Source organism: Sphaerisporangium rufum, assembly GCF_016863395.1.
GTDB classification, from domain to species: Bacteria; Actinomycetota; Actinomycetes; order Streptosporangiales; family Streptosporangiaceae; genus Sphaerisporangium; species Sphaerisporangium rufum.
This window is the reverse complement of record NZ_BOOU01000068.1, coordinates 66,133-78,832: the sequence shown is the minus strand read 5'-3', so window position 1 is coordinate 78,832 and position 12,700 is coordinate 66,133. Positions and strand designations below refer to the sequence as shown.

Annotated in this window: 15 protein-coding genes; 5 read left to right on the top strand and 10 right to left on the bottom strand. The window is 71.1% G+C overall.

The genetic code is table 11. The annotated features are described in order from the left end of the window. Positions 1-238: 238 nt before the first annotated feature. Entirely contained in the window at positions 239-1,252 is a 1,014-nt protein-coding gene (gene glnII, locus Sru01_RS25340) for a glutamine synthetase (RefSeq protein ID WP_203990424.1), read from the bottom strand. Positions 1,253-1,511: 259 nt separating this feature from the next. Further along, positions 1,512-1,820 (bottom strand): chorismate mutase, encoded by a 309-nt coding sequence (locus Sru01_RS25335; RefSeq protein ID WP_203990423.1) that lies wholly within the window; start codon positions 1,818-1,820, stop codon positions 1,512-1,514. Between the two features lie 140 nt (positions 1,821-1,960). Here Sru01_RS25335 and Sru01_RS25330 point away from each other — a divergent pair, with 140 nt between their 5' ends. Continuing rightward, entirely contained in the window at positions 1,961-2,281 is a 321-nt protein-coding gene (locus Sru01_RS25330; RefSeq protein ID WP_203990422.1) for an ArsR/SmtB family transcription factor, read from the top strand. Beyond that, on the top strand, positions 2,278-2,667 hold the full coding sequence (locus Sru01_RS25325) for a VOC family protein (RefSeq protein ID WP_203990421.1): 390 nt from the start codon (positions 2,278-2,280) through the stop codon (positions 2,665-2,667). The genes Sru01_RS25330 and Sru01_RS25325 overlap by 4 nt, the downstream gene beginning before the upstream one ends. A 236-nt stretch (positions 2,668-2,903) precedes the next feature. Here the strand turns inward: Sru01_RS25325 and Sru01_RS25320 are convergent, their stop codons facing one another. The 3 genes from Sru01_RS25320 to Sru01_RS25310 all read right to left on the bottom strand — a co-directional run bounded on the left by Sru01_RS25320 (position 2,904) and on the right by Sru01_RS25310 (position 7,534). Continuing rightward, positions 2,904-4,265, bottom strand: a complete 1,362-nt coding sequence (locus Sru01_RS25320; protein WP_239137725.1) for a pectinesterase family protein — start codon at positions 4,263-4,265, stop codon at positions 2,904-2,906. Positions 4,266-4,511: 246 nt separating this feature from the next. Next, positions 4,512-6,008 (bottom strand): family 43 glycosylhydrolase, encoded by a 1,497-nt coding sequence (locus Sru01_RS25315; RefSeq protein WP_239137724.1) that lies wholly within the window; start codon positions 6,006-6,008, stop codon positions 4,512-4,514. A gap of 521 nt (positions 6,009-6,529) precedes the next feature. Next, entirely contained in the window at positions 6,530-7,534 is a 1,005-nt protein-coding gene (locus Sru01_RS25310) for a DNA polymerase ligase N-terminal domain-containing protein (RefSeq protein WP_203990419.1), read from the bottom strand. Positions 7,535-7,703: 169 nt separating this feature from the next. On the opposite strand from Sru01_RS25310, the gene Sru01_RS25305 reads away from it, so the two are divergent. Continuing rightward, positions 7,704-8,255: a hemerythrin domain-containing protein gene (locus Sru01_RS25305; protein ID WP_203990417.1), complete on the top strand. Its 552-nt coding sequence runs from the start codon at positions 7,704-7,706 to the stop codon at positions 8,253-8,255. 51 nt (positions 8,256-8,306) lie between these two features. Here the strand turns inward: Sru01_RS25305 and Sru01_RS25300 are convergent, their stop codons facing one another. The 3 genes from Sru01_RS25300 to Sru01_RS25290 all read right to left on the bottom strand — a co-directional run bounded on the left by Sru01_RS25300 (position 8,307) and on the right by Sru01_RS25290 (position 10,005). Then, the gene (locus Sru01_RS25300; RefSeq protein ID WP_203990415.1) at positions 8,307-8,963 is read right to left on the bottom strand and encodes a DUF6082 family protein; all 657 of its coding nucleotides are present in this window, start codon (positions 8,961-8,963) and stop codon (positions 8,307-8,309) included. A gap of 87 nt (positions 8,964-9,050) precedes the next feature. Next, on the bottom strand, positions 9,051-9,674 hold the full coding sequence (locus tag Sru01_RS25295; protein ID WP_203990413.1) for a DUF6879 family protein: 624 nt from the start codon (positions 9,672-9,674) through the stop codon (positions 9,051-9,053). After that, positions 9,667-10,005 carry a hypothetical protein gene (locus Sru01_RS25290; protein WP_307812081.1) on the bottom strand — a complete coding sequence of 113 codons (339 nt, stop codon included), beginning with the start codon at positions 10,003-10,005 and terminating at the stop codon, positions 9,667-9,669. Before Sru01_RS25290 ends, Sru01_RS25295 begins: the two co-directional genes overlap by 8 nt. A 275-nt stretch (positions 10,006-10,280) precedes the next feature. On the opposite strand from Sru01_RS25290, the gene Sru01_RS25285 reads away from it, so the two are divergent. Beyond that, a complete protein-coding gene (locus Sru01_RS25285) occupies positions 10,281-11,135 on the top strand; it encodes an NAD-dependent protein deacetylase (protein WP_203990490.1) in 855 nt (284 codons plus the stop codon). Here Sru01_RS25285 and Sru01_RS25280 read toward each other — a convergent pair. Beyond that, complete coding sequence (locus Sru01_RS25280) at positions 11,113-11,562, bottom strand: cupin domain-containing protein (protein ID WP_203990411.1); 450 nt, start codon at positions 11,560-11,562, stop codon at positions 11,113-11,115. The two genes, Sru01_RS25285 and Sru01_RS25280, sit on opposite strands and share 23 nt — an antisense overlap. Beyond that, positions 11,559-11,951 carry a VOC family protein gene (locus Sru01_RS25275; protein WP_203990409.1) on the bottom strand — a complete coding sequence of 131 codons (393 nt, stop codon included), beginning with the start codon at positions 11,949-11,951 and terminating at the stop codon, positions 11,559-11,561. The genes Sru01_RS25280 and Sru01_RS25275 overlap by 4 nt, the downstream gene beginning before the upstream one ends. 47 nt (positions 11,952-11,998) lie before the next feature. On the opposite strand from Sru01_RS25275, the gene Sru01_RS25270 reads away from it, so the two are divergent. Continuing rightward, on the top strand, positions 11,999-12,634 hold the full coding sequence (locus tag Sru01_RS25270) for a TetR/AcrR family transcriptional regulator (RefSeq protein WP_203990408.1): 636 nt from the start codon (positions 11,999-12,001) through the stop codon (positions 12,632-12,634). Positions 12,635-12,700 lie beyond the last annotated feature (66 nt).

Here is a 12,700-nt window from a genome sequence, read left to right as displayed (position 1 = left end):
ACCGGCGCCTGATCGGCTGCCGGCAAGATTTCTCGACACCGCCGTCCCGCCCCTGAGCTGGGGTTTCGCTGACCGGCCGGTGGGTGTCCCGGGAATTTTTCACCGGGCGCGCCGTACCGGTGGCGGCGGCACCCGGGCCGCCGTACGGCGAAAAGGCGATGGCGCCGCGGCGGGCGACCGGCCCGGGAGGGCACGGTCACCGCCACGGCGCCATCGGCCGGGGACTCAGGGAGCGGGGTCAGACCTGGCCGGCCTGCTCCAGGGCCTCGCAGCAGGTGTCGACGATCAGCCGGGTGACCACGTAGGGGTCGCAGTTGGCGTTCGGCCGGCGGTCCTCGATGTAACCGTGCTTGTCCACCTCGACTTGCCACGGGATGCGCACCGAGGCGCCCCGGTTCGACACGCCGTAGCTGTACTCGCTCCACGGGGCGGTCTCGTGCATGCCGGTGAGCCGGTGCTGGATGTCCGAGCCGTAGCCCTCGATGTGCTCGGCGGCCTTGCGGCCGAGCGCCTCGCAGGCGGTGATGATCGGGTCGTAGCCCTCGCGCATCGCCTTGGTGGAGAAGTTGGTGTGCGCGCCGGCGCCGTTCCAGTCGCCCTTGACCGGCTTGGGGTCCAGGGTGGCGGACACCCCGAAGTCCTCGGCGATGCGGTACAGCAGCCAGCGGGCGACCCACAGGTGGTCGGCCACCTCGACCGGGCCGGCCGGGCCGACCTGGAACTCCCACTGGCCGGGCATGACCTCGGCGTTGATGCCGGAGATGGCCAGCCCGGCGGCCAGGCAGGCGTCCAGGTGCTTCTCGACGATCTCCCGGCCGTACACCTCGTCGGCACCGACCCCGCAGTAGTAGAAGCCCTGCGGCGCCGGGAAGCCGCCGACCGGGAAGCCGAGCGGGCGGCCGTCCTGGAAGAAGGTGTACTCCTGCTCGATGCCGAACCACGAGTCCTGGGCGGCGAAGCGCTCGGCGACCGGGGTGAGCTTGGCCCGCGTGTTGCTGGGGTGCGGCGTCATGTCGGTCAGCAGCACCTCGCAGAGCACCAGCACGTTGTCGCCGCCGCGGATCGGGTCGGGGCAGCTGAAGACCGGCTTGAGCACGCAGTCGGACGCCTTGCCCGGTGCCTGGTTGGTGCTGGACCCGTCGAAGCCCCAGATCGGCAGTTCGGCTCCGTCAGCAAGGATCTTGGTCTTCGAGCGCAGCCGCGCGGTCGGCTCGGTGCCATCGATCCAGAGGTACTCGGCCTTGTACGTCACGTAAGTCCCCTTCGGTGCCAGGTTGGCGCATTCCGCGCACTGGGCCCGGACGCGATGCGTGTCAGCAACGCCGAGGTTGTCAACCGGGCGTTTCCCGGCTGTTGCCCGTTTATGAACAGCATGTGAAATGCGCCGCGGAAGGGAATGGTGCGTGTCACACATCAAGGCTGGTCATCGCCGGTACGGCCCGATCCGGCCATCCAGAATGTGGACATCAGTCGATTTCTCGGTATTCGACGGAGAAACCGGGCGGGCGGCGTCAGCCGTCGCGGCGGTGCTCGGCCAGCTCGTATTCGATGAACGCGCCGATCATCGCCCGCCACACCGCCTCGGCCACCTCCGGTGACAGGCCGGCCGCCGCGGCGCGGTCCCGGGCGGCGGCGACCACCTGGGCGACGCGGTCCGGCGCCCGCACCGCCCGCTCGTCGGTCTTGAACGTGGCGGCGGCCCGGACCAGGCGCTGCCGCTCGGCGAGCAGCGCGGTGAGCCGCCCGTCCACCTCGTCGATCCGCGCGCGCACCTCGGCGAGCGAGGCCGGCGCGGGCGGGGCGGGGGTTTCGGCGGACATGGGGACCTCCGGTCGGGTCGGCAGTGGTGGATCTTCAGGGGAAGCCTAGGGCCGTGGCCGGTACGGGCCGGCCCGGTGCCGGTGACCGGCGGCGGGCCGCTGTTGACAGGCAAGTAGCTACTTGCATAACGTATCGCCACGTGGCTGACGTGTTCAAGGCCCTGGCCGACCCGACGCGCCGCGCGATCCTCGACGAGCTGACCGAGCGTAACGGGCAGACCCTCTTCGAGATCTGCGGGCGCCTGTCGGCCAGGCACGGGCTCGGCTCGTCGCGGCAGGCGATCTCGCAGCACCTCGACGTGCTGCAGGCCGCCGGCCTGGTCGAGACGCGCCGCGAGGGCCGCTACAAGTTCCACCACATCAACACCGCGCCGCTCGAACCGATCGTGGCGCGGTGGCTCAGCAAGGCCGGGACGGACGACGGCGACGGCGCCGGCTCCGGCGGAAGGGACGGCACATGAAGATCCACCTGACGAACGTGATGGTCGACGACCAGGAAAAGGCGCGGCGGTTCTACACCGAGGTCCTCGGGTTCCAGCAGAAGCACGACATCCCCATCGGTGAGCACCGGTGGCTCACCGTGGTGTCCCCGCAGGACCCGGACGGCACCGAGCTGCTGCTGGAGCCGGACGAGCACCCGGCGGCCAAGCCGTTCAAGAAGGCGCTGGTCGCCGATGGCATCCCGGCCGCCGCGTTCATGGTGGACGACGTCCGGGCCGAGTACGAGCGGCTGCGCGGGCTCGGCGTGGAGTTCGCCCAGCAGCCCACGGAGATGGGCCCGGTGATCACGGTGGTGCTCGACGACACCTGCGGCAACCTGGTGCAGCTCGCCCAGTACATCGGCTAGCGCCGGCGACCCGCACCGACCGGCGGGGCCTCGCCCTTTTCGCGACGAGGCCACGCCGGCCGCCGTGGCGGGCCGGTGAACCGGCGGTCCGCCACGGCCGGCCGGTCCGCCCCGGACCCCAGGCCGCCGGTCGCGGCGCGGGCGACCGGCGGCCAGGCCCCACCGGGCTGGCGGGGTCGGCCGGCCGCAAGCGGCCCGGCGGGGTCGGCCGGTCCGGTCGCGGTGGCCCGGCGGGATCAGCCGGCCGGCCGCCACCCGTCGGAGCCGGCGAGATACTTCTGCGGGGTGTAGTTCGCGGCCTGGGAATCGCTCAGCTGTGGCCGGTTGGCGTTGGTGCCCGCGCCTGCGCCGGTGTTCTTGTACTCGAAGAAGCGGGCGTTCTTCCATGAGTTGCCGGACATGTCGGTCCAAGGCTGCGCGGTCTTGATGGTCGAGCTGAGAGTGGACTCCCGGAACAGCACCTGGGCGGCGGCCCCCCAGGGCCGGCCCAGCTGGGTGGTGTTCGCCGTCGCGCCGGTGATCCGGGAGCGGTAGATGAGGAAGCCGTAGGTCTTGCCGGCGGCGGTCCGGGCGGCGGTGAGCGGGGCGCCGCTGCTGCGCTTCTCGTAGATGTCGCAGTCGTCGAGCACCGCGGTGCCGCCGCCGAAGATGAAGTCGACGGTGCCCTCGATGTAGGAGCTCTTGACGTAGGTGCGGGCGGAGTCGTTGATCAGGAAGGTGTCCTGGTCGCCGAGCAGCCGCACGTTCGACAGGACCGCCCGGTCGGCGTTGAGGTTCAGCGCGACGGCCTGCTGGTCGACGGTGGTGGAGTTCTCTACGTAGTCGTTGGAGATCGTCAGGTTGGTCAGCGCGGCGTCGTGGCCGGTCACGAACGCGGTGGCGCTGTTGAAGGTGCCGCCGTTCCCGCCCGCGTAGTGGTTGTTGACGATCACCACGTCCCGCGCCGACGCGCCGAGGCCCTGCAGCGTGATGTACGGCTTGGTCGCCGGGATCGTGACGATCTCCCGGTAGGTGCCGGCCTTGATGGTGATCACCACCCGGCCGGTGTTGTTCGCCGGCACGGCGTCGATCGCCGCCTGCACCGTGCGGTACCGGCCCGACCCGTCCGCGGCCACCGTCGGAGTCCCGCTCGACGGGGTGGGCGTGGGCGTCGGGGTCGGCGTCGGGGTGGCCGTCGGCGTGGGTGTCGCGCTGGGGGTGGGGGTCGGGGTGGGCGAGGTGGTTGCGCCGGTGCAGGTGACGCCGTTGAGGGTGAAGGACGTGGGCTTGGGGTTGGCGCCCGACCAGGTGCCGTTGAAGCCGATGGAGACCGACGCGCCGGTGGCGATGGCCGCGTTGTACCCGACGTCGGTGGCCGTGACGTTCTGCCCGCTCTGCCGGTAGGTGGCCGACCAGCCGTCGCCCACCTTCTGGCCGCTGTCGGAGAAGGTGAAGCCGAGGGTCCAGCCGTTGACGGCGTCGCCCAGGTTCTGGATGGTGATGCTCGCGGTGAACCCGCCCGCCCAGTCACTGGTCGTGTAGGTCACCGCGCACCCGGCCGCGGCCTGGGCCGGCACCGCGGTGAACGCGGCGGCGGCGAGCGGGACGGCCGCCGCCACGGCGGCCCGCCGGACCGTACCGGCGCGGCGGCCGGCCGCCGGAGCAGGTACGGCCGGGCGACGGCCGCGACGGGCGGGGACGAGGGTGAATGCCCTGCGGAGGGGGGACATCGATCTCCTTGGGAAGAGTGGGCACGGACCGGTGAGCGGGACGGGCCACGGATTCGACCGCCGGGTACGCCGGCGCCCTGGCGCGGGCGGCCGGCGCGACACCGGTACCCGGCTCGGGAGGCCGGGTACGCGGGCTCAGTAGACGAAGGGCCAGCCCGCGCCGTCCCAGCCGAGCTTGTTGATGCCGAGGCGAGCGGAGCCGTCGTCGGCGTACCAGTGGTAGAAGAGGACGTCGCCGTCGGTGTCGGCGAGGACCGCCTGGTGACCGGGGCCGTGGATGCTCCCATGGCCGGCCAGGACCTGCGTTCCGCCTCCGGAGGTCATCGCGGTCCCGTTCCGGTCCACGTACGGGCCGGTCACCGAGGTGGCGCGGCCCACCATGACGCGGTAGGTGCTGGACGCGCCCTTGCAGCACAGGTCGAACGAGACGAACTGGTAGTAGTAGCCGCCGTGCCGGTAGATGAACGGCGCCTCGGTGGCGCCGCCGTTTCGGCCGGAGATGCTGAGGATCGTGGTGTTCAGCCGCTTTCCGGTCGCCGGGTCCAGCTGGATCATCTTGATGCCGGACCAGAAGGAGCCGAAGTCCAGCCACCAGCGGCCCTGGTCGTCGATGATCAGGTTCGGGTCGATGGCGTTCCAGTTGTCGGAGGTTCGCGACTCGATGACCAGGCCCTGGTCGCTCCACGAGCCGGCCGCGCCGGTCGTGCTGGTGGCCAGGAAGATGCCCGAATGGTTGGAGCCGAACGTGCTGGCCGCGTAGTACATGTAGTACTTGCCGTTGACGTAGGTGATGTCCGGTGCCCACAGGGTGTTGCCGCCGCCCGTGTAGGAGTGGGCCCAGGTGACCGCGCCGGAGAATGCGGCGCCGGCGTCGCGCCAGGTGGTCCTGTCGGTGGAGGTCTTCAACCGGATGCCGTCCCCGGTGTACGCGAGCAGGTAGCCGCCGTCCGGCCGCTTGGTCACCTCCGGGTCGTGCGCCAGGACGTCACCGTTGACCACCCCTGGGTTGGGATAGCTCGGCGGCGGCGTGGTGGGGCCGCCGGTGGGGGAGGGGGTCGGGGTGCCGCCGCCGAGCTTGACGAGCTGCCACTGCTGGTTGGCGCCGTTGAGGTCGGTGTACTGGGAGATGCGGCCGCCGTCGGCGGTGGACCACTCCCACACCTCCAGGGCCTTGCCGCTGTTGCGGTTGATCAGCTTGATGTGGCCGTTGTCGGTGTCGACCACCCGGAACTGCTGGTTGGTGCCGTTCTTGTCGGTGTACTGGATGACGTTGGCGCCGTCGGCGGTGGACCGGCCGGAGATGTCGACCACCTTGCCGCTGTGCCGGGACTTCAGCCGGTAGTAGCCGCCGCCGGAGTCGATGAACTGCCATTGCTGCCAGGCGCCGTCGTTGCGGGACCACTGCACCAGCGGGGCGTTGTCGGCGGTGGCCATTTCGTACACGTCCAGCGCCTTGCCGCTGTTCCGGTTCACCAGCACGTACGAGGCGTTCGGGTCGATCGTCGCCGCCCTGGCGGGTGCGGCGAGGACGAGGGACTGGCAGCACGCCAGCAGGGCCACGACGAGCAGCGTGACGGCCCGCGCGGCGGGCGGGCGGGCCGGCCGTGCCGGAGGGTGAAGGAGCCTGTCCATGGACACCTCTCTGTTAACGCTAACAACCGGCGGGCCGGCCGGACCCCGATGTTCGCCCGGCTGCAGCGTCCCGTCCAGCCGTTTGAAACGTTTCATCGATTTCACCGGCCGGCTGTCGCGAGTACGGTCATGGCGGATCATTCGGGACCTCCGAGGGCGACTCGGCCGCCGGCCGCGGATCGCCGGCCGGACCGTCGCCTCGGTGACCGCGATCGCCGCCGCGGGCGGTTCAGACGCTAAGAAGCGCCGATCGCCCCGTCAAGTAATGGGTGAACAAATGGGCGTCTTACCATGGAAAGCCGAGATGGCGCCGCAGGTCAGCGAAATGGCGAGCTCAGCACGCGCGGCCGGGCGGCGGTGAAACTTTCAACTCCGGGATTCTTCGGTAATGCCATTGAATAATCTTCCGCCCGCTCCGGCACGGTCGGTCGCGGGGCGCCCGGCCGGCCCTGGAGCGGGATCGCACCTGACCCGGGACGCCGGGCCACGGTCCCGCGGGCGGCCGGTGCCCGCCGGGCCGGTCAGTCCGCGTCCGGAACCGGAATGCGCAGCCAGTCGGGGGTGGAGCCTCCCGGCCGGTAGGTGCCGTCCAGCCGGCGGGCGAACACGGCGGGCAGCCCGCGCTCCCGGGCCACCGCCAGCATCGCCTCGCCGTCCCCGGGGAACCACGGGGTGGTCTGCCAGTGCGGCCCGCGCAGCTTGAGGTGGTCCAGCGTGCGGCGCCGGTCCTGGTAGGTCCGGCCGGTCAGGTCGCCGGTGTTCAGCCGCAGCACGTCGAACACCATGTAGGCCAGGGTGTCGCCCACCCCGGTGAGCTGGCCGTCGAACAGGATGGGCAGGTCGGGCAGCCCTCGGCCGGGCGACTCCAGGCCGGGGTGCTCGCCGGCCGGGATCTCGGTGCCGTCCTCGGCGTAGAACCAGGCCCTGCCGTCCCGCACCTCCGCCAGGGCGCGCCGGCCGCCGAAGTCGAACTCGAACCCGTATGCGCCCGGGTCGCGGGGTATCCGGCGGCGTTCGGCGGGGCGCATCGGCCGCACCTCGGCGACCGGCGGCCACCTCGGCGGGGGCGGCGGGTCCATCCGGTGGATCATCCAGTTCTTGGCGTCCAGCGGGAACAGCACGTAGCGGCCGGTGGCCCGGGAGCCGTTCATGACCACCTTGACCTCGCGGTCGGTCCACTTCTCGGTCTGGTACGTGCCGCGATCCCAGATGAGCATCAGCCCGCCGCCGTACTCGCCCGGCGCGATCTCGCCCTCGAACGTGGCGTACTCCAGCGGGTGGTCCTCGGTGTGCACGGCCAGGTGGTTGGTCTTCGGGTCCAGCGGCAGGCCCTTGGGGATCGCCCACGACACCAGCACCCCGTCCCGCTCCAGCCGCAGGTCCCAGTGCAGCCGGCGGGCGTGGTGCTCCTGGATCACGAACGTGTCGTTCCCGCCGGAGGGCAGCGGTCCGGCGGCGGGGACCGGCTCGGGGGTGCGGGCGGGGTCGCGCTTGCGCCGGTAGGTGTCCAGCTTGTCGGCCGACATGGCGCTTTCGTACCCACTCCGGCCCGGCGATCCCGGGACGGCGCGGGTTCTGGGGTGACCCCCCTGATGCGGACTTAAGGGCAAATGTCCAGGAGTCTTCCTGATCGTGTCCTATGTCGAGTTCTCCCGGCGGTGACGCAGGGTATCGGCGCAGGTGGAAGGAGTGATGATGGCTCAGACACAGAAGATGGACCAGCTCCACACCGATGACGTCGTGTCGGTGCTGCGCCGGCACCACGACATGATCAAGGAGATGTTCACCGAGGTGGACAAGGCCTCCGGCGCGCGCCGGGACGAGGCGTTCATGCGGCTGGCCCGCATGCTCTGCATGCACGAGGCCGCCGAGGAGGAGGTCGTGCACCCGTTCGTCCGGGACCGGGTCAAGGGCGGCGACCGCATCGTCCAGGCGCGCATGCGCGAGGAGGACGACGCCAAGGTCATGCTCACCGGGATGATGGCCGCCGGCACCGACAGCCGTAGCTTCATGGCCGATTTCAAGCGGCTGCGCTCGGCGATGCTCCAGCACATCGAGGCCGAGGAGCGCGAGGAGTTCCCGAGGCTGGTCAAGGAGAGCAGCGACGCCGACCGGCGCGCCATGGCCGAGGCCATCAAGGCCGCCGCCCAGGCGATCACGCTCACCGACCCGCGTCTGGGCACCCCGGACGCGGTGATGGACCGCACCCGGGACGTGATCCGCCAGTCCATGGGCAAGGCCATGTAACCGTCGTGACCGTCCCACCCCGGTGCGCGGCCCCCCTCGGTGCCGCGCACCTCACCCATTCCTCATCCCGGCCCCTTCCAGCCGATCCGCGATGCCCCGCAGCAGGCCGGCCAGCCGGGCGGTCCTCCGGTGGACCGGTGCGGCTTCGAGGGTGGGCATGGTCGCCAGGGACTTCTGGTACTCCTCGTCGAGGATCGAGTGGAATCGTCGCGCCTTGCGGGTCTGTGAAGTCCTGATCCGTGCCTCCCGGGCGTCCCGCCAGAACACCCGTCCCGGCCGGGCGGAGAAGACGGTCGCCGCACCGTGCCGTAAGTGGGTCTCGGAGAAGGTGCCCAGCTCGAATCGGGTCTGCCAGTAGGAAACGACGAGGTTCGTGTACAGCTGCTGGCGGATCGACCTCTCGTCGCGTTCGGTACTGAAGACTCCCCAGCATTCACGATAGTCCGGGTCGTTCAGCGCCATCGTGATCAGCTCATTATGGGTGGCCCGGGAGGCCTGTTCCCTGGCCAGTTTGACTTCACGCGCCTGAAGCACCAGCGAGAAGGCGATCGCGGCCAGCGCCAGCACGGACAGGAGGGCGGCCGCTGCTCCGTATGTCTGGCCTATCTCGCTGCGACGAGACCATTGGCCGCCATCGTCGATCGCATCAATGGCCAAGGGCGACAGCACCACCAACGCCGTCGCGGTGAGTACCAGCGGGATGGTCAAAAGCACCACGAGATGTCGGGCTGTGGTCAGGTTGGTAATGCTTCGTGGAGCTTCGCTGCGAAGATTTCCTGGCGGCCATGCCGCCTTTCATACCCCCTGAGGCGGCGGCGGGGGAAGATTCTGGATCTCCCGGTGAAAGTACGGCAGCAGATCACCGCCGCGCTCCCACAGCTCCCTGATCTCGTTCCGGCATGATTCGATGACGTCGAGATCATCGAAACGGCGTGCACCGGACAGCAGCCCGTCGGTGTAGCCGATCTCGTACATGACGGGGTCCGGACGCCGGTCGCCGAGGATCACGACCTCGGGCAGGACCGCGTCCCCCTCCAGGGCCTCGGCGGCCTCGACGGGCAGGACCCGGATCTGCTCTCCCAGCTCGGCCCAATGGAACAGAAGCTGTAGTTCCCACTGCAGGTACGGGGTCGGCGGATTACAGACGAAACGGATACGCCGCTGGATGATGCCGTGGCGGTCGAGTTCTCGTTGATGCTCGGCCCGTTCGGCGCGCATGCCCGCGGCGAGGCTCAGCGATCTCGCCCAGTCGCCTTGCGCCATGGCCGACCAACTCGGTGTGTAGGGCTCCCGGAAGGTCAGTCGCCGTTCCAGCTTCCAGGTGACGTCGGCCGTCCAGAAGTGCCGCTGGAAGTCACTGCGGTAACCGGCGAGGTCCAGCGACTCGGCCGCCGGCAGCCGGTGCAGCTTCTCAAGCATCGGGGATGTCCGGTTTGGCGGACGCCAGGAGACGCCGGGGAATCATGACCAGCCGCTCGTCGGAACGAATGGTGACATCGGCCGGCAGCCGTCCCGCGTAGGCCGCGGTGACGTCCCGGCCCACCACCGCGATATCCCCGTTCTCCAGCTCCCAGATGTCGGGACATCCATCGGTGTTGGCGGTTTCGCCGAGTTCCTTCATCGACCTGCCGAGCCTGCGGAGAAACCCGGTTCCGGCATCCGCCTCCCACGGTCCGTTCATCGGCACCCATTCTCCCGCGTGATTCAGAGCCGCCTTAATGTCACATGGATCGACGTCGCTGTCAATCACCGTCGCGGTTATCTCGGTTGATTCCCTCGTTGTCCGGCTCGTGGTTATCGGGGGTGGCTATTAGCTATTGAACCTATTTCGGGGTGACTGTGGAGTTCTGGCGGGCCGATATGTGAGCGATCGGCGGGCACCCGTGTCAAGGTGCCGCCCGTCTCCCGGCCAGGGACGTGCCGGCCGCTGCGTCGCGAGTGGCCGTCGGTTTCTGCCGTGATGCCCGGCCGGTCCGGGCATGGCGGGGGGTGAGGCAGCATGGAAGGGTGAGCGACGGCACGAGCATGCTGGCGGGCCTCCTGGCCGGGGGCGGCGTGATGGTGCTCAGCGGGGCGGGCCTGTCCACCGAGTCCGGCATCCCCGACTACCGCGGGCCCAGCGGGTCGCTGCGCCGGCACACCCCGATGACCTACCAGACGTTCGTCGGCGCCGAGGCGGCCCGCCGGCGCTACTGGGCGCGCAGCCACCTCGGCTGGCGGTCGATGGCCCGGGCCGCGCCGAACGCCGGTCACCGCGCGGTCGCCGAGCTGGAGCGGTGCGGGCTGCTGGCCGGCATCGTGACGCAGAACGTCGACGGTCTGCACCAGGAGGGCGGCGCCCGCGAGGTGATCGAGCTGCACGGCGGCCTGCGCGACGTCGTCTGCCTGGACTGCCGGGAGATCACCTCCCGCGAGGAGCTGGACGCGCGGCTGCGCGCGGCCAACCCGGGGTTCGACGCCCGGGCCATCGCGATCAACCCGGACGGCGACGTCGACCTGCCGGAGGCGGCGATCGACGGCTTCCGGGTCGTCGGCTGCCGGTCCTGCGACGGCGTGCTGAAGCCGGACGTGGTCTTCTTCGGCGAGACCGTGCCGCCCGCCCGGGTCCGCGACTGTTACGCCATGGTCGAGCGCTCCCGCGCCCTGCTGGTGCTGGGGTCGTCGCTGACCGTCATGTCCGGCCGCCGGTTCGTGCTGCACGCCGCGAAGCTGGACATCCCGGTGGCCATCGTGAACCAGGGGCCGACCCGGGGCGACGATCACGCCACGCTCACCGTCGACGCCCCGCTCGGCACCGTGCTGCCCGCCGCCGCCCGGCTGGCCGCCGCCGGGTCCGACCGTCCGGCCGCCGGCGCCGTCAGGCCGGCGGCGGGCCGGTGATCTGGTAGCCGTGCCGGGCGGCCACCTCCGCCAGCCGGGCCGGGTCCGCCGGTCCGGCGCCCAGGGCGGCGACCTCGGTGACGAAGTGCTCGAAACCGGCCGGCCAGGTCAGCTGCAGCAGGCGCAGCGGCACGTCCTGCCGGTTCGCCAGCGCGTGCGGGCGCCCGCGGGGGAGCACCAGGAACGACCCCGGCCCCGCCTCCCGCACGCCGTCGTCCCCGTACGCGTGCAGCACGCCGGCCAGCACGTAGAAGGCCTCGTCGTCGTGGTGGTGCACGTGGGAGGGCGTGGCGAATCCCGGCGGGCACTCCTGTTCGATGAGGGTGAGCGCCCGGCCGGTCTCCCGGCCGCCCGCCTTCACGGTCATCGTGGTGCCGAGGAACCGGTGGGCCGGCCCGGCGCCGGCCGGCAGGTGCAGTACGGTCATTCGCCCTTCTCCATGGTGTAGAGCCGGATCTCGATCCCGTCCGGGTCGGTGAGGCCGGCGATGAGCCGGCCGGCGCTGCCCGCGGCGATCCCGGAGTGGGTGACTCCGGCCGCGTCCAGGTGGGCGGCCCATTCCTTCAGGTCGTCCAGCCGGGGAACGCCCAGGGCGAGCGGGTCGAAGCCGCGCAGCCCGGCGGCGCGGCCGGCGTCCTCGCGCAACGCGATCAGCAGGGTCCCGCCGGGGTCGGCCATCGCGACCCCGCGCAGCACGCCCTCCTCGACGAACTCGATCGCGACGTCCAGGCGCAGCACGCGCCGGTACCAGTCGATGCTCGCCCGGAGATCGGAGACCGGCAACTTGACGTGGTGGAACCCGCGCAGCGCGGCCATCAGACCTCCTGATTTAAAGTCGTACTTTAAAGTGGTACTTTAAATCCATGCCGGAGGTCAAGGGGGCGCGGCGCCGGTCGGCGCAGACCAGGGCGCGCATCGTGGCGGCCGCCCGGGGGCTCTTCGTCGCCCGCGGATACACCGGGACGACCTTCCAGGACGTCGCGGACGCCGCCGGAGTCTCGGTGCAGACGGTCTACTTCCAGTACGGCAACAAGAGCGCGCTGCTCAAGCACGTGGTGGACGTCGCCTCGGCGGGCGACGATGAGCCGGTCCCGCTGCTCGACCGGCCCTTCTTCGCCGCGCTGCGCGAGGCGCCGGACGCGCGGGCCGCCGTCCAGGGCTGGACGCGGGTGAGCGGCGAGATCCTGGCCCGGGTCGCCCCGGTGCTCGCGGTGGTCCGGGACGCCGCGGCCGGCGACGCCGACATGGCCGCCCAGTGGGCGGCGAACACCGAGCAGCGGCACACCGCGCACGGCGCGTTCGTCGCCATCCTGGCCGCCCGGCACGCCCTGCGCCGCGGCCTGTCCCGGCGCCGGGCCACCGAGATCACCGTCGGCCTGCTGTCGCCCGACCTGTTCCTGGTGATGACCGGCGAGTGCGGCTGGCCGGTGACCGCCTGGCAGCGCTGGGCCGCCGACCAGCTCGGTCACGCCCTGCTCGCCGAGCCGGACGTCCGGTGACCGCGCGCCCGCCGATGAACCCCGCGCTCGCCATCCGGTGCGGCGCACCGCCGGCCGGGGCGACCC

Coding starts and splice junctions, on each gene's coding strand:
- Sru01_RS25335 (WP_203990423.1), bottom strand. CDS start 1,820: ATGTCCGCCGAAACCCCCGCCCCGCCCGCGCCGGCCTCGCTCGCCGAG.
- Sru01_RS25325 (WP_203990421.1), top strand. CDS start 2,278: ATGAAGATCCACCTGACGAACGTGATGGTCGACGACCAGGAAAAGGCG.
- Sru01_RS25315 (WP_239137724.1), bottom strand. CDS start 6,008: ATGGACAGGCTCCTTCACCCTCCGGCACGGCCGGCCCGCCCGCCCGCC.
- Sru01_RS25310 (WP_203990419.1), bottom strand. CDS start 7,534: ATGTCGGCCGACAAGCTGGACACCTACCGGCGCAAGCGCGACCCCGCC.
- Sru01_RS25305 (WP_203990417.1), top strand. CDS start 7,704: ATGGCTCAGACACAGAAGATGGACCAGCTCCACACCGATGACGTCGTG.
- Sru01_RS25295 (WP_203990413.1), bottom strand. CDS start 9,674: ATGCTTGAGAAGCTGCACCGGCTGCCGGCGGCCGAGTCGCTGGACCTC.
- Sru01_RS25285 (WP_203990490.1), top strand. CDS start 10,281: ATGCTGGCGGGCCTCCTGGCCGGGGGCGGCGTGATGGTGCTCAGCGGG.
- Sru01_RS25280 (WP_203990411.1), bottom strand. CDS start 11,562: ATGACCGTACTGCACCTGCCGGCCGGCGCCGGGCCGGCCCACCGGTTC.
- Sru01_RS25275 (WP_203990409.1), bottom strand. CDS start 11,951: ATGGCCGCGCTGCGCGGGTTCCACCACGTCAAGTTGCCGGTCTCCGAT.
- Sru01_RS25270 (WP_203990408.1), top strand. CDS start 11,999: ATGCCGGAGGTCAAGGGGGCGCGGCGCCGGTCGGCGCAGACCAGGGCG.